Genomic DNA, 22,880 nt, shown 5'->3' on the forward strand with positions numbered 1-22,880 from the left:
CATAGTCTGCTGCGGGAGATAGTCCAGCCTATGTACTGAAGTCCATAGGCTGGAGTCGTCCACGCGGGAGTTGATCCGGGCCCTGACCGGCATGCCGGGTCTGCGTGCGGACCTCGCTGACAGCGGGCCCGGTGACGGAGCCGATGCCCCAGGGGAGGATCCGACGCCGGTCAGCGGAACTTCGGCAGGGCACACGTCACCCGTCGCTCCGGCCCGTGGCAGCGCGCGGCTGGGATGGGCAACGCTGGGAGCCGGTGCGCTCGCGTTGGCGCTGTGGACCCTCCTCTGGCCCGGCGACAGGCAACCGGTGCCGCAGGAATCGACCAGCACCGTGCTCATCGCCGGGGGCCAGCAAGCCGCCGACACACCGCCGGCCGTGGCCGCCGCGCCGCCCCCGCCAGCGGCTGCGGGTGCACCTGTTCCAGTGGCGGCGGCACCGGTTGAGCCGGCCGCTGCGCCCGCTTCGGCGACCGCGGCAGCCGCGTTGCCCCCTGCGCCCCGGGTTGCGGCAGCCAGTGCGGCTCCACCACCGCCCGCGGCCACGAGCCGGCCCAACCCGCCACCGGTGGTGGCAAGGCCCCGGCCCGTGGAACCCGCCTCCGCCCAGATGCCCGCTGCAGCGCCGACGCCGACGCCGACGCCAGCGCCAGCCGTCGTGGCCGCTGCGCCGGTGCGCCCTGCCGAACCCGCCGGTGCCGTCAACACCGGCCTGCCTCGGCCAGGAGAGAGCTGGACCTACCGGACCAGCGGGAAATGGCCGACCAGTCCGCGCCGCGAGATCGTGATCGCGGTGCAATCGGTGGGTGAGGGTGCGGTGACCGATGCGCTGCGGGCCGACTCACAAGCGCGGCTGGCGGGAGACGTGCAACGCAGCGTGGGCGCGCGGCCCGGGTTCGTTCAGTGGAGCCAGATCGGCCTGGAGTACAGCCCTTACCTCGGGGCCTTCCGCGACCTGGGTACCCTGGGCTCGGTGAGCAACTTCGCCACCCCCGACCTGGACACCTGGGGTCAGTGGCATTCGCAGGCCAAGGTGCTGGGCCGCGAGCCAGTGAGCGTGCCGGGTGGACGCTTCGAAGCCTTCAAGGTCGAGGTCTGGAGCAGCCGCCCCGGCACCGGTGGGCCCACGCAGGCCGATATCGAACCGGTGCGCATCCATTACCTGGTCTGGTACGCGCCCGAGGTCAAGCGCTACGTGAAGATGCAGCGCCGGGTGATCAGTGCAAACCACCGGGAGATTGAAAAGGATGTGTTCGAGCTGGTGGCCCACCGCTGATCCGGCGCCGCTTGACCTGCATCAAGGCGCAGAAGGCCGGTCTGCCTAGACTGGGCGCACCTGCCGGGGGACCGCCCGGTGACCCGTGAGGAGACAGCATGACGACTTCAACCCGTCCGGATCCGGACACCGCCTCGCGGGCCGACGCACCGCTGACCACCTTCACCGATTGCCATGTCGGCATCCTCAGACGCCTCCAGTCGCTCGATGCCTTGCCGGCCCTGCTCGAGCCTGCCGCGAAGGCCCGGCAGATCGCGGCGGATTCGCTGGCGTTCTTCCGCGAGGCCATCTTCGAGCACCACCTCGATGAAGAGCGCGATCTGTTCCCGGCCGTGCTTGCCAGCGCCCAACCTGGCGAAGAGCGGGACCGGGTGCGTGCCATGACCGAGCGTCTGACCCACGAACACCGCACCATCGAGACGCTGTGGAAAGGGCTGGAAAAAGGCCTCAAGCGCGTGGGCAAGGGCCAGGACGCCGACCTCGACGTGGACGATGTGCACCAGCTCGTGGCAGCTTACTCGGCGCACGCGGCGTTTGAAGAAACCGAGTTCCTGCCCTTGTCGCAGACCATCCTCGGGCGCAACAGCAACCACATGGCCGCACTCGGCCTGTCGCTGCACATGAGGCACGTGCGGCAACCGGTCGCCTACATCTGACGCGCTGCCGCGCCCAAGGCAGAATCCGGAGGTTCCCCCCACCTCTGGAGACCGCCTTTGACCGCGACCGCCCAACCCGACCCGACCGCCATCGTGCTCGTGCACGGTGCCTGGCATGGCGCATGGTGCTGGAGCCGGGTGCTGCCGCTGCTGCGCAAGGCCGGAGTGGACAGCCACGCCGTGACACTCACCGGTGTGGGCGAACGGGCCCATCTGCTCTCGCCTGCGATCGACCTGCACACCCACATCCAGGACGTGATCGGCCTGATCGAAGCCGAAGAACTGCAGCGGGTGGTGCTGGTCGGTCACAGCTATGCCGGCATGGTGATCACCGGCGTGGCCGATCGGCTGCAGCGCGAGCGCGCCGGTTTGCTGGCGCACCTGGTGTACCTCGATGCGGCCTTGCCTGGCCCCGGCGACAGCTGGAGCAGCCACCATGAGGAAGCCACCCGCCAGGCCCGAATCGCAGCCTCGCAGGCCAGCGCGGGCTTGAGTTTCCCGCCGCCCGACGCCGCCCTGTTCGGCCTGGTCGGTCCCGACCGCGACTGGGTCAACCGGCGCCAGACACCCCAGCCGTTCCGGCTGTACCAGCAGCCGCTGCATTTTGATGCCGCCCGCGTGGCCGCCGTGCCGCGCACCTTCATCGACTGCACCGAGCCCGCGCTGGTCACCATCGCTGCGTCGCGCCGTCGGGTGCGCAGCGAGCCGGGCTGGAACCTGGTGGAAATGGCCACCGGCCACGACCCCATGGTCAGTGAGCCGGCCTCGCTCAGCCGGATCCTGCTGGACATTCAGCGCCGTGCCACGATCTGAGGCGTCCATGTCGCAGCGCCTGGACCGCATCGACCAGCTGCGTGCTGTCGCCATGCTGTGGATGACGGCCTACCACTTCTGTTTCGACCTCCATTTTTTCCGCCTGATCCGCGAAGACTTCTACCGCGACCCCTTCTGGACCTGGCAGCGCACGGCCATCGTGAGCCTGTTTCTTTTCACCGCCGGCCTGTCGCAGGCGGTGGCGCTGCACCAGGGGCAGACCTGGGCGCGCTTCTGGCGCCGCTGGTGGCAGGTGGCCGCTGCGGCGGCGCTGGTGACCGCAAGCTCGCTGCTGGTGTTTCCCGACAGCTTCATCTATTTCGGTGTTTTGCACGGCATCGCGGTCATGCTCGTCGTGGTTCGCCTGACCGCGGGCTGGGGCGCCTGGCTGTGGCTGCTGGGCGCCGTGGCCATCGGCTGCAAGTTCGCTGCACCCTTCTTGATCCAGGCGGTTCCCGCACTGGAAGTGCTCAACGCGCCGTGGCTCAACTGGTTGGGTCTCATCAGCAGCAAGCCGGTGACCGAAGACTACGTGCCGCTGGTGCCGTGGCTCGGTGCGATGTGGTGGGGCATGGCGGCGGGACGCTGGCTGCTGCACCACCGACCCCACTGGCTGGGCGGTACCGCCCCCGCACGGGGGGCGGGCAAGGCGCTGGCCTTCATGGGCCGCTGGAGCCTGAGCTACTACCTGCTGCACCAGCCGGTGCTGATGGCTCTGATCTGGCTGGGAACGCAGCTCGCCTGAAACAAAAAAGCGCGGAAATCCGCGCTTTTTCCTGAGTACCGCGCCCGCTACTTATTCGATCTTGGCCTTCTCACGCAGGGTCTTCTGGAACTCGGTCAGTTTCTGCTGCTGCATCTGCTGGGCGATCTGCGGCTTGATGTCTTCCATCTTGGGCAGCTCGGCCTGGCGGACATCGTCCACCCGGATGATGTGCCAGCCGAACTGGGTCTTCACCGGCACCTGGGTGGTCTGGCCCTTCTCGAGCTTGACCATGGCCTCGGAAAATTCAGGCACATAGCTGGCGGCAGCGGCCCAGTCGAGGTCGCCACCGTTGGCACCGGAGCCCGGGTCCTTCGACTGCTTCTTGGCGATGTCCTCGAACTTGCCCTTGCCCTTGAGCGACGCAATGATGGCCTTGGCTTCGTCTTCCTTCTCGACCAGGATGTGGCGGGCACGGTATTCCTTGCCGCCGTTGGCCGCCACGAACTTGTCGTATTCGGCCTTGATGTCGGCATCGGTCACCGGGTTCTTGGCCTGGAAGTCGGCAAACAGGGCCCGGATCATGATGGTCTGGCGGGCCAGCTCGAGCTGGTTCTTGAACTCCTCGGAGGCGCCGATGCCGCGTTTCTGTGCTTCCTGCATGAACACCTCGCGCAGCACCACTTCTTCCTTGAGCTGGGCGCGCACGGTGTCATCGACCGGGCGGCCGGTGGCCGCGATCTGCTGGGCCAGCACTTCGAGCCGGGCGCTGGGCACGGCCTTGCCATTGACGATGGCGATGTTCTGGGCAGAGGCGCTGAAGGCGCTGGCAACGAGCACGGCCGCGGTCAGGGCCGAGAGGGGAAATTTCATGGTGATCCTCGGGTGTGAAAAGGGTTTTGAGCTGCGGCGCCCGCCGGGGTTCAGCAGACTCGTATCAGAACGTAGCGGAGGAAAAAGGCGCTTCAGGCCTTGATCTCGATGGCCAACGCGTGCAGTCCCGCGTCGGTGAAATTTTGCAGCGCATCATACACAAGGCGGTGCCGGGCAACCCGGCTGAGACCGGCAAAACCGGGCGCTGCGATGCGCACCCGGAAGTGGGTACCGAAGCCCAGCCCGTTGGCGCCCGAGTGCCCGGCGTGGGCCGCGCTTTCATCAAGCACCTCGAGCTCGGTGGGCTGCAGGACGGCGCGCAACTGCGCCTCGATCGCAGCCGCCGTGGGGGTCGCTGCCGTGCTCATGATTTCTCCACCGGATCGTCCTTGAGGAAGCGGGAGATGTACAAACCCTGCCCGACGATGAAGACCACCGGGAACACATAGCCCCAGATCTTGAAATTGACCCAGTCTTCGGTGGAGTAGTAGGCGGCCACCCAGGCGTTGATGGCCGCCATGAACAGGAAGTAGCCGACCCAGGCCACGGTGAGTCGGGCCCACACGCCGTCGGGCAGGCTCAGCTGGCTGCCCAGCAGGATCTTCAGGAAGTTCTTCTTCCAGACCCAGAGCGCGGCCGCCAGCACGATGGCCATGCTGGCGTACAACACCGTGGGTTTCCATTTGATGAAGCGCTCGTCCTGCAGGAACAGGGTGAGGGCGCCGAACACCAGAATGAGCACCAGCGTGACCTTTTGCAGGGTCTGCAGTTTGCGGTCAATGCCGTAGATGATGCCGGTCTGCACCACCGTGGCCGCCATCAGCACCGCGGTGGCGGTGTAGATGTCGGCCATCTTGTAGGCCAGCACGAACAGGGCGATGGGAAAGAAGTCGATGAGGAAACGCATCGGCGGATTATCCGCTTTGCACCAGGGTCGCCGTTGATCGGGGTCATGGGCTGGAACTCGGGGCACGTGCGGCGGCTCGATAGCATTGGTCCATTCCCTTTGTCGCATCCAGGAGCCCACCCCCCATGTCCCCTCAAGAACAACAATCCATCCTCACCATTGCCTTGATGGCGGGCTTTGCCGATGGCCACAAGGCGGACGTCGAGCGCGAGGCGATCCGGCGCATGGCCGAGTCGCTGGGGCGTGAAGATGCGGGCCTGGGCCTGGCCCGGCTCTACCAGGACGTGCTGCTCAAGCGGGTGTCGCTGCCGGACGCCGTGGCCGGACTGCAGGACGCCGGTCAACGCCAGCTCGCCTACGAAATGGCGGTGTGCGTGTGCGATGCCGACGGCCGACAGAGCGACGCCGAGCGGGCGTTCCTGACCGACCTGAAGTCGCGCCTGAAGCTCGACCCGGCCGAGGCGGCGGCTTTCGAGCGTGAGGCCGATGCCCTGGTGGACGCGGCAGAACAGGCTCTGCCGGTTGCGGTGGCAAGCCCGGCGTCCATCCCGGCAGCGGCGCCGGTGGTGTCGGCCAGCGTGGCAGCCGGGATCGATCTGGACAAAACCATCTTGAATCACGCACTGCTCAATGGCGCGCTGGAGCTGCTGCCGCAGTCGTGGGCCTCGATGGCGATCATTCCGCTGCAGGTGAAGATGGTGTACGCCATCGGCAAGGCGCACGGGGTGGAGCTCGATCAGGGCCACATCCGCGAGTTCATCGCCGCCGTGGGCGTGGGACTGACCTCGCAGTACCTGGAGCAGTTCGGCCGCAAGCTGCTCGGTGGGCTGCTGGGCAAGGCAGCCGGGCGCGCCATCGGCGGCCTTGGCAGCGCGGCCACCGGCATGGCGTTTTCGTTTGCCACCACCTATGCACTGGGCCAGGTGGCCAAGCGCTATTACGCCGGCGGCCGGGTGATGAGCACCGAGCTGCTCAAGCAGACTTTCCAGGACCTGCTCGGTCCGGCCAAACAGATGCAGACGCAGTATCTGCCGCAGATCCGTCAGAAGGCGGCCACGCTGGATGCCGGACAGATCATGCAGATGGTCAGGGGCTGACCACCCGCGCCGGCTGCGGCGTCACCCTTCAGGAATGGCGCGGCTCAGGCGGCGGCTGCAGTCAGCCGCTGCGCCGCCATCGCCTGCGCCGTGATGGTCAGCGAGCGCAGGCGCAGTGCCGGCTCGAAGACATCGCTCACGATCATGAATTCGTCGGCCTGCGTCAGGTCGGCCAGCGACTGCAGGCCTTCGTGCACGGTCTCGGGCCCGCCGATCACGGCAGCGGCGAGGAAGTCGGCGATGCCGGCCTGCTCCTGGGGGTGAAGGCTCTGCATGAATCCGTGCACCGGTGGTGGCAACTGGCCGCGCTGGCCGGTGAGGATGCCGAGCACCCGCTGGTAGGTGCTGCTGGCCAGGAATTCCGCCTCTTCATCGGTGGGCGCGGCGATCAGCGGCACGCCGATGATCACGTAGGGCCGGGCCAGCTGGGCCGAGGGTTTGAACTGGCTGCGGTAGACCTCGAGCGCCTGCAGCAGCATGCGGGGCGCGAAGTGCGATGCGAATGCAAACGGAAGGCCCTGCTGCGCCGCCAGCCGCGCCGAAAACAGGCTCGAGCCCAGCAGCCAGATCGGCACGTTGGTGCCGGCGCCGGGGTTGGCGATCAGTCGCTGGCCCGGCACCACCGGGCCCAGCAGGTGCTGCAGCTCGGCCACGTCGCGCGGGAAGTCGGCCTCGGTTTCCACCCGGTCGCGCCGCAGCGCGCGCATGGTCGGTTGATCGGTGCCGGGTGCACGGCCCAGACCGAGGTCGATGCGCCCCGGATAGAGCTCGGCCAGCGTGCCGAAGGCTTCGGCCACCACCAGTGGCGCGTGGTTGGGCAGCATCACGCCGCCCGAGCCCACGCGCATCTGCCGGGTGCCTCCCGCGATGTGACCCACCAGCACTGCGGTGGCCGAGCAGGCAATGCCGCTCATGTTGTGGTGTTCGGCCAGCCAGTATCGCGTGAAACCGAGCGACTCGGCGTGTTGCGCGGTGCGCAGCGCCAGGGCGAGCGCATCGGCCACCGTGCCGCCTTCGCGCACGGCCACCAGATCGAGCATGGAGAGCCGGATGTCGGAGAGTGTTTTCATGAATCAGTTCGGCAGGTAGCCGTCCACGGACAGGTAACGTTCGCCGGTGTCGTAGTTGAAGCCGAGCACCACGGCATGGGCCGGCAGATCGGGGAGTTTCTGGGCGATGGCGGCCAGCGTGGCGCCCGACGAAATGCCGACCAGCATGCCTTCCTCGCGCGCACTGCGCCGACCCATTTCGCGTGCGGCCTCGGCCTCGACCTTGATCACGCCGTCGAGCACCGACATGTCGAGGTTGCCCGGGATGAAGCCGGCGCCGATGCCCTGGATGGGGTGGGGCGAGGGGGCGCCGCCGGAGATCACGGGCGAGGCGCTCGGCTCCACGGCGAACACCTTGAGCTTCGGCCAGCGGGCCTTGAGCACACGGGCCACGCCGGTGAGGTGTCCACCGGTTCCCACGCCGGTGATGATCGCGTCGATGCCCTCGGGGAAATCGGCTGCGATCTCGGCCGCCGTGGTCTGCACGTGCACCGCCACATTGGCCGGGTTGTTGAACTGCTGCGGCATCCAGGCGCCGGGCGTGCTGGCCACGATCTCTTCAGCGCGCGCAATCGAGCCCTTCATGCCCTTGTCGCGCGGCGTCAGGTCGAAGCTGGCACCATAGGCCAGCATCAGGCGCCGGCGCTCCACCGACATGCTGTCGGGCATCACCAGGATGATCTTGTAGCCCTTGACCGCTGCCACCATGGCCAGGCCGATGCCGGTGTTGCCCGAGGTGGGTTCCACGATCGTGCCGCCGGGCTTGAGCGCGCCGGTCTTTTCGGCGGCTTCCACCATGGCCAGTGCGATGCGGTCCTTGATGGATCCGCCCGGGTTGCTGCGCTCCGACTTGATCCAGACCTGTTGCGTGGCGTCGCCGAACAGGCGCTGGATGCGCACGTGCGGCGTGTTGCCGATGGTCTGCAGGATGTTGTCGGCCTTCATGGGGTGTCCTTGGTGGGTGAGTGCTCGAGTGAAGCCGAGTTCATGCAGTAACGCAAGCCGGTCTCGGTCGGACCATCGTCGAACACGTGCCCCAGATGGGCGCCACACTGGCTGCACACCGTCTCCACCCGCACCATGCCCAGACTGCGATCGGTGATTTCGGTGATCGCGCCGGGCACGGCCTGCGAGAAGCTGGGCCAGCCGCAGCCGGCGTCGAACTTGGTGCCGGCATCGAACAAGGTGTTGCCGCAGCACACGCAGTGGTAGCTGCCATCGCTCCAGACCTGCTCGTATTTGCCGGTGAACGGGCGCTCGGTGTGGGCATGGCGGGTGACGTCGAAGGCGCGCGGCTCGGCACCTTTGGCCGCGAGCAGCTCGCGCCACTCGGCGTCGGTTTTCTGGATGGGGAAGTTCATGGGGGTCTCCTGGATGCTCATGAAGAGCAGCTGATCTCGATCTGGCTGGCCCAGTCGGGGGGGAAGGCGGCGAGGTCTTCCTGACCCGCGAGTGCTTCAAATGGGCGCTCGATGGCAGATTGCAACCGCGCCACTTCACTGAAGTCGCCTTGCTTCGCACGCTGGATGGCGACTTCGCCCAGGTGGTTGCGCAGCACCACGTGCGGGTTGGTGCGCAGCATCTGAGCTTGCGTGGCGGTGGCGTCGAAGCCGGGCTGGGCCTGCAGGCGTTCTTGCCACTGCACTGCCCACGCATCGAAGGCATCGCGTTGCAGGAACAGGTCGCGCACCGGCTCCAGATCGCCCGAACCCGCATGGCTGAGCCGGCGCCAGAAGATCGTGAAGTCCACTGCATCGGCGGCCATGAGTTTCATCAGGTTGTCGGTGAGCTCGGCGTCGCCGTCTTTGGAGTCGGACAGTCCCAGCTTGGCGTTCATTCGCTGCTGCAGGGCGGCTGGCATCAGGGCCTTGTAGGGCTCCAGTGCGTCGAGTGCCTGCTGCTGCTCGTCCATCAGCGGCAGCAGGGCCTGGCCGAGCGCGAACAGGTTCCAGTAGGCGATGTTGGGCTGGCGGTTGTAGGCGTAGCGCGCGCCGGTGTCGCTGTGGTTGCACACATGGGCCGGGTTGAAGGCGTCGAGGAACTGGAACGGCCCGTAGTCGATGGTCAGACCCAGGATGCTCATGTTGTCGGTGTTCATCACCCCGTGGCAGAAGCCCACGGCCTGCCATTGGGCCACCATCGCGGCGGTGCGCGCGCTCACCGCTTCGAGCAGGGCGGCATAGGGGTTGCCGGGGGCTTCGCGGCAGGCTGGGTAGAAGTGATCGATGACGAAGTCGGCCAGCGTGCGCAGTTGGTCGTGCTGGCCACTGTGCGAGAAGTGCTCGAAATGGCCAAAGCGGATGAAGCTGGGCGCCACCCGCGTGACCACGGCCGCGGTCTCGATCTCCTCGCGCCGCACGCGTCCGGGTGAGCCGCTCACGCACAGTGCCCGGCTGGTCGGAATGCCCAGCGCATGCATGGCCTCGCTGCAGAGGAATTCACGGATGGAGCTGCGCAGCACGGCGCGGCCGTCGCCCATGCGCGAGTAGGGCGTGAGGCCCGCGCCCTTGAGCTGCACCTCCAGCGGCCCGTGCGGCCCGGCCAGCTCGCCCAGCAGGATGGCGCGACCGTCGCCGAGCTGGCCGGCCCAGTGGCCGAACTGATGGCCGCTGTACACGCTGGCCAGCGGCCGCATGCCGGGCAGCACGGCGTTGCCGGTGAAGGCCTGCAAGGCCTCGTCGCTCCGCAGCCAGGTCTCGTCGATCCCGAGCTCACGCGCCACGGCAGGGCTCTGGCCGACCCAGTGCGGATCGGGCAGCGGGGTGGGAGACAGTTCGGTGTGGAAATCGGGGCCGAGCTCGGCGAAGCGGTGGGTCCAGGCCAGGAGAAAACTCATGTGGACCATTGTCACCGAGACGACTTGCACCCACTGCAGGCCGGGCTATCCGGGCCAACCCGCTGGGGGCGCGCCGACCGACTGCGGCATGATCCACCGATCGCTTGAATCCACCATAACCACACAGGAGATCTCCCATGCTGGGCCAGATGCAAAGCCAACCCTTGTTGATTTCCACGCTGATCGTGCACGCCGAGCGGCACCACGCCAGCGGCGAGATCGTCTCCCGCCGCGTCGAGGGCGACATCCACCGCAGCAACTGGGGCCAGATTGCGGTGCGATCGCGCCAGGTGGCCAATGCCCTCAACGGCCTGAAACTGGCCTTTGGCGACCGTGTGGCCACCCTCGCCTGGAACGGCTATCGCCACCTTGAGCTGTACTTCGGCGTCAGCGGCACCGGGCACGTGCTGCACACGCTGAACCCGCGTCTGCACCCCGACCAGCTGACCTGGATCGTGAACCATGCGGAAGACCAGGTGGTCTGCTTCGACATGACCTTCCTGCCGCTGGTCAAGGCGGTTGCCGCCCGCTGCCCCACGGTCAAGCACTGGATCGCGCTGTGCGATGCCGACAAGCTGCCGACCGACAGCGGCCTGCCCGGCCTGCAAAGCTACGAAGCCTGGATCGGCAGCGCGAGCGACACCTACCACTGGCCGACCTTCGACGAAAACTCCGCGTCGAGCATGTGCTACACGAGCGGCACCACGGGCAACCCCAAGGCCGCGCTGTATTCGCACCGCTCCACCATCCTGCACGCCTTCACCGCCGCGTTGCCCGACGCGCTCGGCCTGAGTGCGCGTGACAGCGTGTTGCCGGTGGTGCCCATGTTCCACGTCAATGCCTGGGGCCTGCCGTATTCGGCCGCCGCCACCGGCTGCAAGCTGGTGTTTCCCGGCCCGGCGATGGACGGCAAGTCGATCTATGAACTGCTGGAGTCCGAGCAGGTGACCATGGCTGCGGGCGTGCCCACGGTGTGGCAGATGCTGCTGGGCCACCTGCAGGCCGGTGGACTGAGCTTCAGCTCCCTCAAGAGCACCGTCATCGGCGGATCGGCCTGCCCGCCCGCCATGATGAAGGCCTTCAACGACCAGTACGGCGTGGCCGTGATCCACGCCTGGGGCATGACCGAGATGTCGCCCCTGGGCACCGTGTGCTCGCTGAAGAACGCGCAGCTCGCACTGCCGCCCGAAGAACAGCACAAGATCCTGCTCAAGCAGGGCCGTGCGGTGTACGGCGTGGACATGAAGATCGTCGACGAAGCCGGGGACGAGTTGCCGTGGGACGGCAAGAGCTATGGCGACCTGCTGGTGCGCGGCCCCTGGATCATTTCAAGCTACTACAAGGGCGAGGGCGGCGACCCGCTGCGCTACGACGCGCAGGGCCAGGGCTGGTTCCCCACCGGCGACGTGGCCACCATCGACCCCGACGGCTTCATGCAGATCACCGACCGCAGCAAGGACGTGATCAAGTCCGGCGGCGAGTGGATCAGCTCGATCGACGTGGAGAACATCGCCATGGCCCACCCGGCCGTGGCCATGGCGGCCTGCGTGGGCATGCGCCATCCGAAGTGGGACGAGCGCCCGATCGTGGTGGTGGTCAAGAAACCGGGCGCTGAAGTGACGCGCGAGGAACTGCTGGCTTTCTTCGAAGGCAAGACCGCGAAATGGCAGATCCCGGACGACGTGGTGTTCGTCGACGCGATCCCGCTGGGTGCCACCGGCAAGATGCAGAAGATGACGCTGCGACAGCAGCTCAAGGACTACGTGTTGCCGGGTATCTGATCCTGGTCGCCCGACGGGCGGCGGGCAGGGATGGCCACCCTTGCGGAGCGCGAAGTCGCCAGTGCGATAGCCCCTAGGGGCTATCCCTGAGTGCCCGCGGCGTCCGGGCTTGTAAGCTCATCGTCAACTTCAACCCACCGGAGACATACCCCATGTCATTTGCCATCAAGAGCCTGACCGCCGCCTCCCTGATCGCCTGCGCCTTCGCTGCCCATGCCCAGAGCGGTGAGACGGTTCGCATCGCGTTCATTGACCCGCTGTCCGGGCCGTTCGCCAACGTGGGGCAGAACCAGCTCAAGAGCTGGCAGTTCGTCGCCGACCGCAAGAGCGGCAAGGCCAACCCGGCCGGAGTGAAGTTTGAAGTGATCGGCTTCGACAACAAAGGCTCCCCACAGGAAAGCCTGAACTCGCTGAAGGCTGCGATTGACCAGGGCTTCCGCTACGTTGCCCAGGGCAACGGCTCGGGCGCTGCCGCTGCCATCTCCGATGCGGTGAGCAAGCACAACTCGCGCAATCCTGGCAAAGAGGTGCTGTTCCTGAACTACGCCGCGGTGGACCCTTCGCTGACCAACGAAAAGTGCGACTACTGGCACTTCCGCCTGGACGCCGACACCACCATGAAAATGGAGGCACTGACCAGCTTCATGAAGGACCAGCCAAAGGTGAAGAAGGTGTTTCTGCTGAACCAGAACTACTCGCACGGCCAGCAGGTGGCGAGGTATTTCAAGGAAGGCATCAACCGAAAGCGGCCTGACATCCAGATCGTGGGCGAGGACTTGCACCCCATCGCGCAGGTCAAGGACTTTGCGCCCTACGTGGCCAAGATCAAGCAGTCCGGCGCTGACACCATCGTCACGGGCAACTGGGGCACCGACCTGACCTTGTTCGTCAAGGCGCTGGGCGATGCAGGCCTGAAGATCCCGATGTACACGTACTACGCCGGCGTGACCGGCACGCCTACCGCGCTGGCCGCAGCCGGGGCAGATGAGGTCTACGTGATCGCCTACGGTCACTCCAACCACGACGGTGAAATTGGCAAGCTCTCGGCCGATTTCAAGAAACAGTTCAACGACGACTACTACACCTTCGCGACCTACAACGGCATCAACCTGATGGCTGGCGCCATCGCCAAGGCCAAGTCGACGGACCCGGTGAAAGTGGCGGCTGCGCTGGAAGGGCTTGAGGTCAAGAGCTTTTCGGGCGAAGTGAAGATGCGCAACACCGACCACCAGCTGCAGCAGTCGATGTTCGTGACCAAATGGCAGAAGGTGTCCGCCAAGTACCCCTACAGCGTGGAAAACACCGGCTACACGTTTGTGCCCATCAAGCAGATGGAGCCCTACGTGGCCAGCACGCCCACCAGCTGCAACATGAAGCGGCCCTGATCTGCCCGCCGCCACAAGCGACCATTGTGGTGGCCGCTTGCGGGCTTGATCTGCAGGCCCGCTCCCCCACCGCCTCGTGGCGCATGGTGTGGAGCGGGCCTTCTTTTTGACCCATTCCCCACTGCCAACCACTTCTGCACATGGAATTTTTCACCGTATCGCTGCTCATCGGCGTGAGCTACGGGCTGTTGCTGTTCATGCTCAGCTCTGGTCTCACGCTGATCTTCAGCATGATGGGCGTGCTCAATTTTGCGCACGCCAGCTTCTACATGCTGGGCGCCTACCTGGCCTACACCGTCACCGCTGTGGTGGGCTACTGGCCCGCGCTGGTGGTGGCGCCCTTGCTGGTGGGCTTGCTGGGCGCCTTGTTCGAGAAATACGCGCTGCGCCGGGTGCACAAGTTTGGCCATGTGCCCGAGCTGCTGATCACCTTTGGCCTGAGTTACATCATCCTGGAGCTGGTGCAGCTGGTCTGGGGCACGAGTTCAGTTGATTACCGGGTGCCCGACGAGCTGAGCGGTCCGCTCTTCACCCTGTGGGGGACCCAGTTCCCGATTTATCGGGGTTTCATGATGGGCGTGTCCTTGCTCATGCTGGTGGCCATCTGGCAGCTGCTCACGCGCACCCGAATCGGTCTGGTGATCCAGGCGGCGTTGACGCATCCCGAGACCGTGGAGACCCTGGGTCACAACGTGCCGCGGGTGTTCATGCTGGTGTTTGGCGGTGGTGCTGCGCTGGCCGGTCTGGCCGGCGTGATCGGTGGCAACGCCTTTGTCACGGAACCGGGCATGGCCGCCACGGTGGGCTCGATCATCTTCGTGGTGGTGGTGGTCGGTGGCATGGGCTCGCTCTCGGGCGCTTTCCTCGCGTCCATCCTGATCGGCGTGATTCAGACCTTTGCCGTTGCGATCGACGCTTCGCTGATGGGCCTGGCAGCGAATCTGGGCATGTCGGTGACGCCGGAAACGTTCGGCTACCCGCTGTGGAAGCTCAAGATCAGCCAGGTGGCACCCATTCTTCCTTACCTCTTTCTGGTGCTGATCCTCATCTTCCGGCCGCGCGGGCTGCTCGGTACGCGGGAGGGCTGAGTCATGAACACAAACACTTCACAACGCCAATACGTCAAGCTCGAGCCCATCAACGTCGGGCGCTGGGTGATCTGGGGGCTGTTCTTGCTGGTGATCATCGCAGCGCCGCAGGTGTTCACCAGCAGCCTCTCGCGCACCATGCTCTCGCAAATGGGCATCGCCATCATCGTCTGCCTGAGCTACAACATCCTGCTCGGTCAGGGCGGAATGCTGAGCTTCGGCCACGCCGTCTACTCTGGCATGGGTTCGTTCCTGGCCATCCACACCCTGAACCGCGTGACCGATGGGCAGTTCCAGTTGCCGGTGAGCCTGATTCCGATCGTGGGCGGGCTGTCGGCGGCCCTGTTTGCGGTGCTGCTGGGTTGGGTCACCACCAAAAAATCGTCCACCACCTTTGCCATGATCACTCTGGGCATTGGCGAGCTGGTGTGGGCGATGTCGCTGATGTTTCCGGAGTTTTTTGGTGGCGAGGGGGGCATTTCGGGCAACCGGGTCACCGGCTCCAGCCCGATGGGCATCACGTTTGGGCCGCAGATTCAGCTCTATTACCTGATCGGCATCTACACCTTCGTCTGCACGGCGCTGATGTTCGCCTTCACCCGCACACCTCTGGGGCGCATGCTGAACGCGGTGCGCGACAACCCGGAGCGCGTCGAGTTTGTGGGCTACGACACGCAGATGGTGCGCTACCTGGCGTTCATCGTCGCGGCTTTCTTTGCCGGCGTTTCAGGCGGACTGGCAACGCTCAATTTTGAAATCGTCACATCGGAAGTCGTGGGCGCCTACCGCTCGGGCGCCTACCTGCTGTTCACCTTCCTGGGTGGCGCCACCTTCTTTTTCGGCCCCATCATCGGCGGCATTCTGATGGTGCTGGCGTTTGTGCTGCTGTCTGAGTTCACCAAGGCCTGGCTGCTTTACCTGGGCCTGATCTTCACCTTCATGGTGATGTATGCACCGGGTGGCTTTGCCAGTCTGATCATGATGAATGTGCGGGTGGCGGCGTTTGGCATGCTGCGCCGGATCTGGGTCAGCTACCTGGTGCTGGGCCTGCTGGCACTCGTGATCTTCGGCGGCGCAGGCGCCATGATTGAAATGGTCTATCACCTGCAGCTCAACGCGGCCATGGGCGACGAGCTGACGTTCTTCGGCGTCGGCCTCAACGCGCGCAGCGTCAACAGCTGGTTTGGATCGGCCTTGATGGCGCTGGCCGGTCTGGCCTTGTTCGAGCTGGCGCGGCGCCAGTTCAAGCGCAAATGGAACGCGATCCAGACCGAGATCGAACAGGAAATCAAGCGGCGGGAGACCTTGTGAGCAACACCACACCCCACGAGCAATCCATGAGCCATGTGGCCGCAGGCGACTACGCGCTGGAACTCAGGAACCTGCGCAAGAGCTTCGGCAAAACCGAGATCATCCGCGGGGTGGACTTGGCGGTGCGTCCAGGTGAGCGGGTGGCCATCATCGGGCCCAATGGCGCTGGCAAATCCACCTTGTTCAACCTGATCTCGGGCCGCTTTTCTCCCACCAGTGGCGATGTGTTGCTGGGCGGCAAGCGCATCAACGGCAAGAAGCCCTATGAGATCAACCGCATGGGGTTGTCCCGCAGTTTCCAGATCACCAACATCTTCCCCAAGCTGTCGGTGTTCGAGAACCTGCGCTGCAGCGTGCTCTGGAGCCTGGGCTACAAGTACACCCTGTTCCGCTTCCTGTCCGATCTGGACGACGCCAATGAGCGGGCGGAAGAGCTGATGCACATGATCCGGCTGGACAAGAAGCGCGACGTGCTGGCCATGAACCTCACTTACGCCGAGCAGCGCGCGCTGGAGATCGGCATCACCATTGCGGGCGGCGCTGGCGTGATCCTGCTGGACGAGCCCACCGCCGGCATGAGCACCAGCGAAACCAGCCGTTTCATCGAGCTCATCCGCGAGGTCACGGTGGGCAAGACCTTGCTGACGGTGGAGCACGACATGGGTGTGGTGTTTGGCCTGGCCGACAAGATCGCGGTGCTGGTATACGGCGAAGTGCTGGCTTTTGACACGCCAGACGAGGTGCGCGCCAATGCGCGGGTGCAGGAAGCCTATCTGGGCTCGCCGGAAGAACAGGCCGCGGGCCACTGAGGAGCAGCAACGTGTTGAAAATCGAGAACCTGCACGCCTTTTACGGCAAGAGCCACATCCTGCATGGCGCGTACCTGGAGGTGGGCAAGGGCGAGATCGTGGCGCTGCTCGGGCGCAATGGCTCGGGCCGTTCCACCACCGCCAAGGCCATCATGGGGCTGGTTGAAAGCACAGGTCGCGTTGAGTGGCGCGGCCAGGACATCATGGGCAAGAAGCCGTTCGAGATCGCCCACCTGGGCATCGGGCATGTGCCTGAGAACCGCGACATTTTCCCCACACTCACCGTTCACCAGAACCTGTTGCTGGGCCAGAAGGGCAGCGGCAAGGGGTCGCGCTGGAGCTTTGAAGACATGTACACCATGTTTCCTCGGCTCAAGGAGCGCCAGCACAACGAGGCCGGTGTGCTCTCGGGTGGCGAACAGCAGATGCTGACCCTGTGCCGCACCCTGATGGGCGACCCCGACCTCATCATCATCGACGAGCCCACCGAAGGCCTGGCGCCCAAGATCGTGGAGCTGGTGGGGCAGTACCTGCAAACGCTGAAGGCCCGTGGCGTTTCGGTGTTGCTGATCGAGCAGAAACTCACCATTGCCCTGAGCATCTCCGACCGGGTACTGGTGATGGGTCATGGCAGCATCGTGTTCGAGGGAACGCCGGAAACCCTTCGTGCCGATTCCCGGGTTCGCAAGGAGTGGCTGGAGGTGTGAGGCCCCCCGCGCCGCCTTCGGCGTCACCCCCCGTTGGGCGGCGATGCCAGTGGCCCGTCCTGAGTTTGTCGAAGGGCGGTTCCACAGCATCTCTGGCGAATGCCCGCTCGATGGCGAGTCCTCCTGGTCGGCTGACTCACTGGCGACAACAAGCCCTTGCGGCAACGCAGCAGATTCCTAGAATCGAACGATCGTTCTTTTTCATGAAGAACGTCACAGTCAATGCCCCCCGGGCACCCGTTTTCTGCCAACAACGAAGGAGATTCCATGACCGCTGAGTACCAGGTCCACGGCGATGTCGCCGTCATCACCATGAACAACCCGCCGGTCAACGGTCTGGGGCTCTCCACGCGCCAGGGCATTGCGGCCGGGCTGGAGAAGGCCGAGGCCGATCCGGCGGTGAAGGCCATCGTGCTCACGGGCGCCGGCAAGGCGTTTTCGGGCGGTGCCGACATCCGCGAATTCGGCTCACCCAAGGCGCTGGCCGAACCCAACCTGCTGTCGGTGATCCTGGCGGTGGAAAACGCGTCCAAGCCGGTGGTGGCCGCCATGCACAGCGTTGCCATGGGTGGTGGCCTGGAGCTGGCGCTGGGCTGCCACTACCGCATCGCCGCACCCGGCACCAGCGTCGCGCTGCCCGAGGTGAAGCTGGGCCTGATTCCTGGTGCCGGTGGCACGCAGCGCCTGCCGCGTGCCCTGGGCGTGGAGCCGGCGCTCAACATGATCGTGAGCGGCGAGCCGGTCAAGAGCGAGATGCTCGCCATGCTGCCGGGCCAGAAACTGTTCGACAAGATGTCCGCCTCGGCCGAGAGCCTGGCCGACGAAGCGCTGGCGCTGGCGCGCGAGGTGGCTGCGAAGCACGCCGATGGCAGCCCACTGCCCAAGGTGCGCAACCTGCCGTGCAAACACCCGCTGGGTGACGCCTACTTCCAGTTCGCGCGCAACATGGTCAAGGGCATGTCGAAGAACTTCCCGGCCCCCGCCAAGTGCGTGGACGCGGTGGAAGCCGCCACCAAGAAGAAGTTCGACGACGGCATGGTGTTCGAGCGCGACCTCTTCATCAACCTGATGTGGACGCCTGAGTGCCGCGCACTGCGCCACCTGTTCACCGCCGAGCGCGCGGCCAGCAAGATACCCGATGTGCCGGAAGACACGCCGAAACGCGAGATTGCCTCGGTGGCCGTCATCGGTGCCGGCACCATGGGTGGCGGCATCGCCATGAACTTCCTCAACGCCGGCATTCCGGTGAAGATGCTCGAGATGAAGCAGGAAGCGCTGGACCGCGGCCTGGCGACCATCCGCAAGAACTACGAAGCCCAGGTGAAAAAGGGCAAGCTCAAGCAGGACAAATACGAGCAGCGCATGGCGATGCTCACCACCACGCTGAGCTACGACGACCTGAGCGCCGCCGACCTCGTGATCGAGGCCGTGTTCGAGGAGATCGGCGTCAAGGAGGCGGTGTTCAAGGAACTCGACCGCGTGATGAAGCCCGGCGCGATCCTGGCCTCCAACACCTCCACGCTCGACGTCAACCAGATTGCATCGTTCACCAAGCGCCCGCAGGACGTGGTGGGCCTGCACTTCTTCAGCCCGGCCAACGTGATGAAGCTGCTTGAAGTGGTGCGCGGCGAGAAGACCGCCAAGGACGTGATGGCCACCGTGATGACCGTGGCCAAGAAGATCAAGAAGACCGCCGTGGTCTCCGGCGTGTGCGACGGCTTCATCGGCAACCGCATGATCGAGCAGTACGGCCGCCAGGGCGGCTTCCTGCTCGACGAAGGCTGCACGCCCGAGCAGGTGGACAAGGCGATGGAGAAGTTCGGCATGGCCATGGGCCCGTTCCGCATGGGCGACCTCGCCGGCAACGACATCGGCTGGGCGATCCGCAAGCGGCGCTACCAGGAAAAGCCGGACATGAAGTACAGCAAGACGGCGGACCTGCTGTGCGAGAAGGGCCGCTACGGCCAGAAGACCGGCGCCGGCTGGTACGACTACGTGCCGGGCAAGCGCGACGCGATCCCGAACGCCGAGGTGGTGAAGATGATCGAGGACCACCGCAAGTCGTTGGGCATCACGCCGCGCAAGATTTCCGACGAGGAGATCGTGCAGCGCCTGGTGTATTCGCTGGTGAACGAGGCCGCGCACATCCTGGAAGAGGGCATTGCCAACAAGGCCAGCGACATCGACGTGGTCTACATCTTCGGCTACGGCTTCCCCGCGCACCGCGGCGGCCCGATGATCTACGCCGACACGGTGGGCCTGTTCAACGTGGTGCAGAGCATGAAGCGCTTTGCGAAGAACCCGCTGGACGACGCCAAATTCTGGGAGCCGGCACCGCTGCTGGCCAGGTTGGTCGCTGAAGGCAAAACCTTCAACTGATCCCACAGCACAAGACCGAACAGGAGAACATTTCATGACCAACGCCGTCATCGTTTCCACCGCCCGCACACCCCTGGCCAAGAGCTGGAAGGGCGCTTTCAACATGACCCACGGAGCCACCCTGGGTGGTCACGCCGTGCAGCACGCGGTTGCCCGCGCCGGCATCGAGGCCGCCGAGGTGGACGACGTCATCATGGGTTGCGCCAACCCCGAGGGCGCCACCGGCGCCAACATCGCGCGCCAGATCGCGCTGCGCGCCGGACTGCCCATCACCACCTCGGGCATGACGGTCAACCGCTTCTGCTCGTCCGGCCTGCAGACCATTGCCATGGCGGCCCAACGCATCATTGCCGGCGAAGGTGACGTCTATGTGGCCGGTGGCGTGGAGAGCATCTCCTGCGTGCAGCAGGAAATGAACACCCACATGCTGGCCGACCCCTGGCTGGTGAAGAACAAGCCCGAGATCTACTGGAACATGCTGCAGACCGCCGAGCAGGTGGCCAAGCGCTACGGCATCGGCCGCGACGCCATGGACGAGTACGGCGCCGCCAGCCAGCAGCGTGCCACGGCCGCGCTGGAAGCCGGGCTGTTCAAGGCCGAGATCGCCCCCATCACCGTGACCGCCGGTGTGGTCGACAAGGTCATGGGATTGACGACGAAACAGGTGACGGTGGAGAACGACGAAGGCATTCGTGCCGGCACCACCTTCGAAGGCATCCACGGTCTGCGCTCGGCGCTGCCGGGCGGCCTGGTCTCGGCCGGCAACGCCAGCCAGTTCAGCGACGGCGGTGGTGCCTGCGTGCTGATGAACGAAACCCTGGCCGAGAAGCGCGGCCTGACCCCGCTCGGCCGTTTCCTCGGCTTTGCCGTGGCCGGCTGCGAGCCCGACGAGATGGGCATCGGCCCGGTGTTCGCCATCCCCAAGGTGCTCGCGCGCCTGGGCCTGAAGGTCAGCGACATCGACCTGTGGGAACTCAACGAAGCCTTTGCGGTGCAGGTCATCTACTGCCGCGACAAGCTCGGCATTCCCGGCGACAGGCTCAACGTCAACGGTGGTGCCATTGCCGTGGGTCACCCCTACGGTGTGTCGGGCCAGCGCCTGACCGGCCACGCACTCATCGAAGGCAAGCGCCGCGGCGCCAAGCGTGTCGTGGTCACCATGTGCATCGGCGGCGGCATGGGTGCCGCTGGTGTGTTCGAAGTGTTGTAACACCGCCCCCCGCGCCGCCTTCGGCGTCACCCCCCGGAGGGGGGCGATGCCTGTGGCCCGGCGGAGCCGGTTCCACGGCATCCTGGGTTGGGGCACGCGCTTCGGATGAGCGCGGGTCTTCAGTTGCTTTTTGCTGTTTGCGAGATGGATCAACTCTTATGAGCCTTCGCCCCACCGTCGACTTTTTGCTGCACGACTGGCTGCACGTTGAAACGCTGCAGCAGCGTGAGCGTTTTGCGGACCACAGCCGCGAAACCTTCGATGCGGTGCTCGACACCTGCGAGCGCATCGCGCGCGAGAAGTACGCACCCTTCAACCGGTTGGTGGACACGCAGGAGCCGCATTTCGACGGCGAGCGCGTGATCCTGCCGCAGGCCACGCACGATGCCCAGAAGGCCTACGCCGGCTCGGGCATGCTGAGCGCCGCGCAAGACTACGAGATCGGCGGCATGCAGCTGCCCTACACGGTGGAGGCGGCGGCCAATGCCTTCTTTGCCATGGCCTCGGTGAGCATCGGCAGCGGCATGCTCACCACCGGCAACGCCAACCTGCTCATGGTGCACGGCACCGAGATGCAGAAGCAGGTGTTTGCGCTCAACGAATTCAGCGGCCGCTTCTCCGGAACCATGTGCCTGTCCGAGCCGCAGGCCGGCTCGTCGCTCAGCGACGTGTCCACCCGCGCGGTGCCCGATGGGGCCGACTTCGCCGACGACCCGCTGGGCCCGCGTTACCGCCTCAAGGGCAACAAGATGTGGATATCGGCGGGCGAGCACGAGCTGACCGAGAACATCATCCACCTGGTGCTGGCCAAGATTCCCGACGAAAACGGCAAGCTGGTGCCCGGCACGCGCGGCATCTCGCTGTTCATCGTGCCCAAGAAGATGGTGAACCCCGCCGGTGAGCTGACCGGCGAACGCAACGACGTGGCGCTGGCCGGCCTCAACCACAAGTGCGGCTGGCGTGGCACCACCAACACACTGCTCAATTTCGGCGAGGGCAAGTACCCCGTCGGTGGTGAAACGGGTGCCGTGGGTTACCTCGTGGGACAGGCGGGCAAAGGCCTGCATTGCATGTTCCACATGATGAACGAGGCCCGCATCGGCGTGGGCATGGCCGCGACCATGCTGGGCATGGCGGGCTATTCTGCGAGCCTGGACTACGCAAGGAACCGCCCGCAGGGGCGCCCGATGGGTCCCGCGGGCAAAGACCCGGCGCAGCCACCCGTGCGCATCATTGAACACGCCGATGTGAAGCGCATGCTGCTCGCGCAAAAGTCGTATTGCGAAGGCGCCCTGGCGCTCGAACTCTATTGCGCGCGGCTGGTGGACGAACAGCACACGGCCGAAGCCGCGTTGGCCGACGACGCACGCCTGCTGCTCGAGGTGCTCACGCCGATTGCGAAAAGCTGGCCCAGCGAGTGGTGCCTGGAAGCGAACTCGCTCGCGATCCAGGTCCACGGCGGCTACGGCTACACGCGCGACTTTCCGGTGGAGCAGTACTGGCGCGACAACCGCCTGAACATGATCCACGAGGGCACGCACGGCATCCAGGCCATGGACCTGCTGGGCCGCAAGGTGCTCATGGAAGGTGGCAAGGGCCTGAGTCTGCTGGCCGGGCGCATCACCGACACGACAAAGCAGGCCATGCAGGTGCCCGAGTTCACCGCGCATGCCAAGGCACTGGGCGAGGCCCTTGCGCAAGTGGGTACGGCCACCCGGGCAGCCTGGTCCACCGGCGAGCCCACGGATGCACTCGCCAACGCCGTGCCCTACCTGCAGGCCTTCGGCCACACGGTGCTGGCCTGGGTGTGGCTCGATGTGGCGCTGGCCGCGCACGCCGCGCCCGCATCGAATGCGCGCACCGGGCGCCTGGCCGCGATGCGTTTCTTCTTCCACTACGAGTTGCCCAAGACCGGTGCCTGGCTGCAGGTGGTGAGCAGCCGCGACCAGACCTGTGCCGACTTGCCCGAAGAAGCGTTTTGATCACACAACAACAGGAGACCT

The 22,880-nt window shown here is 65.6% G+C and carries 21 protein-coding genes; 14 read left to right on the top strand and 7 right to left on the bottom strand.

Annotation, left to right across the window (positions count from 1 at the left end):
• The first annotated feature begins 586 nt into the window (after positions 1-586).
• From QUV35_RS13470 to QUV35_RS13485, 4 genes are all read left to right on the top strand, one after another.
• Positions 587-1,273: a hypothetical protein gene (locus tag QUV35_RS13470; RefSeq protein ID WP_300874872.1), complete on the top strand. Its 687-nt coding sequence runs from the start codon at positions 587-589 to the stop codon at positions 1,271-1,273.
• Between the two features lie 98 nt (positions 1,274-1,371).
• Positions 1,372-1,929 (top strand): hemerythrin domain-containing protein, encoded by a 558-nt coding sequence (locus QUV35_RS13475; protein ID WP_300874874.1) that lies wholly within the window; start codon positions 1,372-1,374, stop codon positions 1,927-1,929.
• 57 nt (positions 1,930-1,986) lie between these two features.
• Complete coding sequence (locus tag QUV35_RS13480; protein ID WP_300874877.1) at positions 1,987-2,742, top strand: alpha/beta hydrolase; 756 nt, start codon at positions 1,987-1,989, stop codon at positions 2,740-2,742.
• A 7-nt stretch (positions 2,743-2,749) separates the two neighbouring features.
• A complete protein-coding gene (locus QUV35_RS13485; RefSeq protein WP_300874880.1) occupies positions 2,750-3,487 on the top strand; it encodes a DUF1624 domain-containing protein in 738 nt (245 codons plus the stop codon).
• A gap of 51 nt (positions 3,488-3,538) precedes the next feature.
• Here the strand turns inward: QUV35_RS13485 and QUV35_RS13490 are convergent, their stop codons facing one another.
• From QUV35_RS13490 to QUV35_RS13500, 3 genes are all read right to left on the bottom strand, one after another.
• Positions 3,539-4,318 carry a peptidylprolyl isomerase gene (locus tag QUV35_RS13490; RefSeq protein ID WP_300874883.1) on the bottom strand — a complete coding sequence of 260 codons (780 nt, stop codon included), beginning with the start codon at positions 4,316-4,318 and terminating at the stop codon, positions 3,539-3,541.
• Between the two features lie 92 nt (positions 4,319-4,410).
• Positions 4,411-4,686 (bottom strand): BolA family transcriptional regulator, encoded by a 276-nt coding sequence (locus tag QUV35_RS13495; protein ID WP_300874886.1) that lies wholly within the window; start codon positions 4,684-4,686, stop codon positions 4,411-4,413.
• Positions 4,683-5,225, bottom strand: coding sequence for a septation protein A (locus QUV35_RS13500; protein ID WP_300874889.1), 543 nt, complete (start codon positions 5,223-5,225; stop codon positions 4,683-4,685). The genes QUV35_RS13495 and QUV35_RS13500 overlap by 4 nt, the downstream gene beginning before the upstream one ends.
• A 125-nt stretch (positions 5,226-5,350) precedes the next feature.
• On the opposite strand from QUV35_RS13500, the gene QUV35_RS13505 reads away from it, so the two are divergent.
• Positions 5,351-6,322: a DUF533 domain-containing protein gene (locus QUV35_RS13505; RefSeq protein WP_300874892.1), complete on the top strand. Its 972-nt coding sequence runs from the start codon at positions 5,351-5,353 to the stop codon at positions 6,320-6,322.
• A gap of 44 nt (positions 6,323-6,366) precedes the next feature.
• On the opposite strand, the gene QUV35_RS13510 is transcribed toward QUV35_RS13505, so the two are convergent.
• From QUV35_RS13510 to QUV35_RS13525, 4 genes are read right to left on the bottom strand one after another with little or no spacing between them, the layout of a single operon-like run.
• On the bottom strand, positions 6,367-7,392 hold the full coding sequence (locus QUV35_RS13510) for an LLM class flavin-dependent oxidoreductase (protein WP_300874895.1): 1,026 nt from the start codon (positions 7,390-7,392) through the stop codon (positions 6,367-6,369).
• Positions 7,393-7,395: 3 nt separating this feature from the next.
• Positions 7,396-8,316: a cysteine synthase A gene (gene cysK / locus QUV35_RS13515; RefSeq protein WP_300874898.1), complete on the bottom strand. Its 921-nt coding sequence runs from the start codon at positions 8,314-8,316 to the stop codon at positions 7,396-7,398.
• Positions 8,313-8,732 carry a peptide-methionine (R)-S-oxide reductase MsrB gene (msrB, locus tag QUV35_RS13520; protein ID WP_300874901.1) on the bottom strand — a complete coding sequence of 140 codons (420 nt, stop codon included), beginning with the start codon at positions 8,730-8,732 and terminating at the stop codon, positions 8,313-8,315. The genes cysK and msrB overlap by 4 nt, the downstream gene beginning before the upstream one ends.
• Before the next feature lie 17 nt (positions 8,733-8,749).
• Positions 8,750-10,207 carry a YdiU family protein gene (locus QUV35_RS13525; protein WP_300874904.1) on the bottom strand — a complete coding sequence of 486 codons (1,458 nt, stop codon included), beginning with the start codon at positions 10,205-10,207 and terminating at the stop codon, positions 8,750-8,752.
• A gap of 137 nt (positions 10,208-10,344) precedes the next feature.
• Between QUV35_RS13525 and QUV35_RS13530 the strand changes: the two genes are divergently transcribed.
• The 9 genes from QUV35_RS13530 (at position 10,345) to QUV35_RS13570 (ending at position 22,859) form a co-directional block, all read left to right on the top strand.
• The gene (locus QUV35_RS13530; RefSeq protein ID WP_300874906.1) at positions 10,345-11,988 is read left to right on the top strand and encodes a 3-(methylthio)propionyl-CoA ligase; all 1,644 of its coding nucleotides are present in this window, start codon (positions 10,345-10,347) and stop codon (positions 11,986-11,988) included.
• Positions 11,989-12,140: 152 nt separating this feature from the next.
• On the top strand, positions 12,141-13,373 hold the full coding sequence (locus QUV35_RS13535) for a branched-chain amino acid ABC transporter substrate-binding protein (protein WP_300874911.1): 1,233 nt from the start codon (positions 12,141-12,143) through the stop codon (positions 13,371-13,373).
• A 134-nt stretch (positions 13,374-13,507) separates the two neighbouring features.
• Positions 13,508-14,461 (top strand): branched-chain amino acid ABC transporter permease, encoded by a 954-nt coding sequence (locus QUV35_RS13540; RefSeq protein WP_300875038.1) that lies wholly within the window; start codon positions 13,508-13,510, stop codon positions 14,459-14,461.
• 3 nt (positions 14,462-14,464) lie between these two features.
• Positions 14,465-15,772: a branched-chain amino acid ABC transporter permease gene (locus QUV35_RS13545; RefSeq protein ID WP_300874914.1), complete on the top strand. Its 1,308-nt coding sequence runs from the start codon at positions 14,465-14,467 to the stop codon at positions 15,770-15,772.
• Positions 15,773-15,798: 26 nt separating this feature from the next.
• Positions 15,799-16,581, top strand: coding sequence for an ABC transporter ATP-binding protein (locus tag QUV35_RS13550; RefSeq protein ID WP_300875041.1), 783 nt, complete (start codon positions 15,799-15,801; stop codon positions 16,579-16,581).
• 11 nt (positions 16,582-16,592) lie between these two features.
• Positions 16,593-17,288 (top strand): ABC transporter ATP-binding protein, encoded by a 696-nt coding sequence (locus tag QUV35_RS13555; RefSeq protein ID WP_300874917.1) that lies wholly within the window; start codon positions 16,593-16,595, stop codon positions 17,286-17,288.
• 267 nt (positions 17,289-17,555) lie between these two features.
• The gene (locus QUV35_RS13560; protein ID WP_300874920.1) at positions 17,556-19,667 is read left to right on the top strand and encodes a 3-hydroxyacyl-CoA dehydrogenase NAD-binding domain-containing protein; all 2,112 of its coding nucleotides are present in this window, start codon (positions 17,556-17,558) and stop codon (positions 19,665-19,667) included.
• A 34-nt stretch (positions 19,668-19,701) separates the two neighbouring features.
• On the top strand, positions 19,702-20,877 hold the full coding sequence (locus QUV35_RS13565; protein WP_300874922.1) for an acetyl-CoA C-acyltransferase: 1,176 nt from the start codon (positions 19,702-19,704) through the stop codon (positions 20,875-20,877).
• A gap of 158 nt (positions 20,878-21,035) precedes the next feature.
• Positions 21,036-22,859, top strand: coding sequence for an acyl-CoA dehydrogenase (locus tag QUV35_RS13570; RefSeq protein WP_300874924.1), 1,824 nt, complete (start codon positions 21,036-21,038; stop codon positions 22,857-22,859).
• The last annotated feature ends 21 nt before the right edge of the window (positions 22,860-22,880 follow it).

This window comes from Hydrogenophaga sp. (assembly GCF_030373225.1).
Taxonomy (GTDB): domain Bacteria; phylum Pseudomonadota; class Gammaproteobacteria; order Burkholderiales; family Burkholderiaceae_C; genus Hydrogenophaga.

Coding starts and splice junctions, on each gene's coding strand:
- QUV35_RS13500 (WP_300874889.1), bottom strand. CDS start 5,225: ATGCGTTTCCTCATCGACTTCTTTCCCATCGCCCTGTTCGTGCTGGCC.
- cysK (WP_300874898.1), bottom strand. CDS start 8,316: ATGAAGGCCGACAACATCCTGCAGACCATCGGCAACACGCCGCACGTG.
- QUV35_RS13570 (WP_300874924.1), top strand. CDS start 21,036: ATGAGCCTTCGCCCCACCGTCGACTTTTTGCTGCACGACTGGCTGCAC.
- QUV35_RS13495 (WP_300874886.1), bottom strand. CDS start 4,686: ATGAGCACGGCAGCGACCCCCACGGCGGCTGCGATCGAGGCGCAGTTG.
- QUV35_RS13525 (WP_300874904.1), bottom strand. CDS start 10,207: ATGAGTTTTCTCCTGGCCTGGACCCACCGCTTCGCCGAGCTCGGCCCC.
- msrB (WP_300874901.1), bottom strand. CDS start 8,732: ATGAACTTCCCCATCCAGAAAACCGACGCCGAGTGGCGCGAGCTGCTC.
- QUV35_RS13560 (WP_300874920.1), top strand. CDS start 17,556: ATGACCGCTGAGTACCAGGTCCACGGCGATGTCGCCGTCATCACCATG.
- QUV35_RS13565 (WP_300874922.1), top strand. CDS start 19,702: ATGACCAACGCCGTCATCGTTTCCACCGCCCGCACACCCCTGGCCAAG.
- QUV35_RS13545 (WP_300874914.1), top strand. CDS start 14,465: ATGAACACAAACACTTCACAACGCCAATACGTCAAGCTCGAGCCCATC.
- QUV35_RS13510 (WP_300874895.1), bottom strand. CDS start 7,392: ATGAAAACACTCTCCGACATCCGGCTCTCCATGCTCGATCTGGTGGCC.
- QUV35_RS13550 (WP_300875041.1), top strand. CDS start 15,799: ATGAGCCATGTGGCCGCAGGCGACTACGCGCTGGAACTCAGGAACCTG.
- QUV35_RS13490 (WP_300874883.1), bottom strand. CDS start 4,318: ATGAAATTTCCCCTCTCGGCCCTGACCGCGGCCGTGCTCGTTGCCAGC.
- QUV35_RS13475 (WP_300874874.1), top strand. CDS start 1,372: ATGACGACTTCAACCCGTCCGGATCCGGACACCGCCTCGCGGGCCGAC.
- QUV35_RS13535 (WP_300874911.1), top strand. CDS start 12,141: ATGTCATTTGCCATCAAGAGCCTGACCGCCGCCTCCCTGATCGCCTGC.
- QUV35_RS13485 (WP_300874880.1), top strand. CDS start 2,750: ATGTCGCAGCGCCTGGACCGCATCGACCAGCTGCGTGCTGTCGCCATG.
- QUV35_RS13505 (WP_300874892.1), top strand. CDS start 5,351: ATGTCCCCTCAAGAACAACAATCCATCCTCACCATTGCCTTGATGGCG.
- QUV35_RS13530 (WP_300874906.1), top strand. CDS start 10,345: ATGCTGGGCCAGATGCAAAGCCAACCCTTGTTGATTTCCACGCTGATC.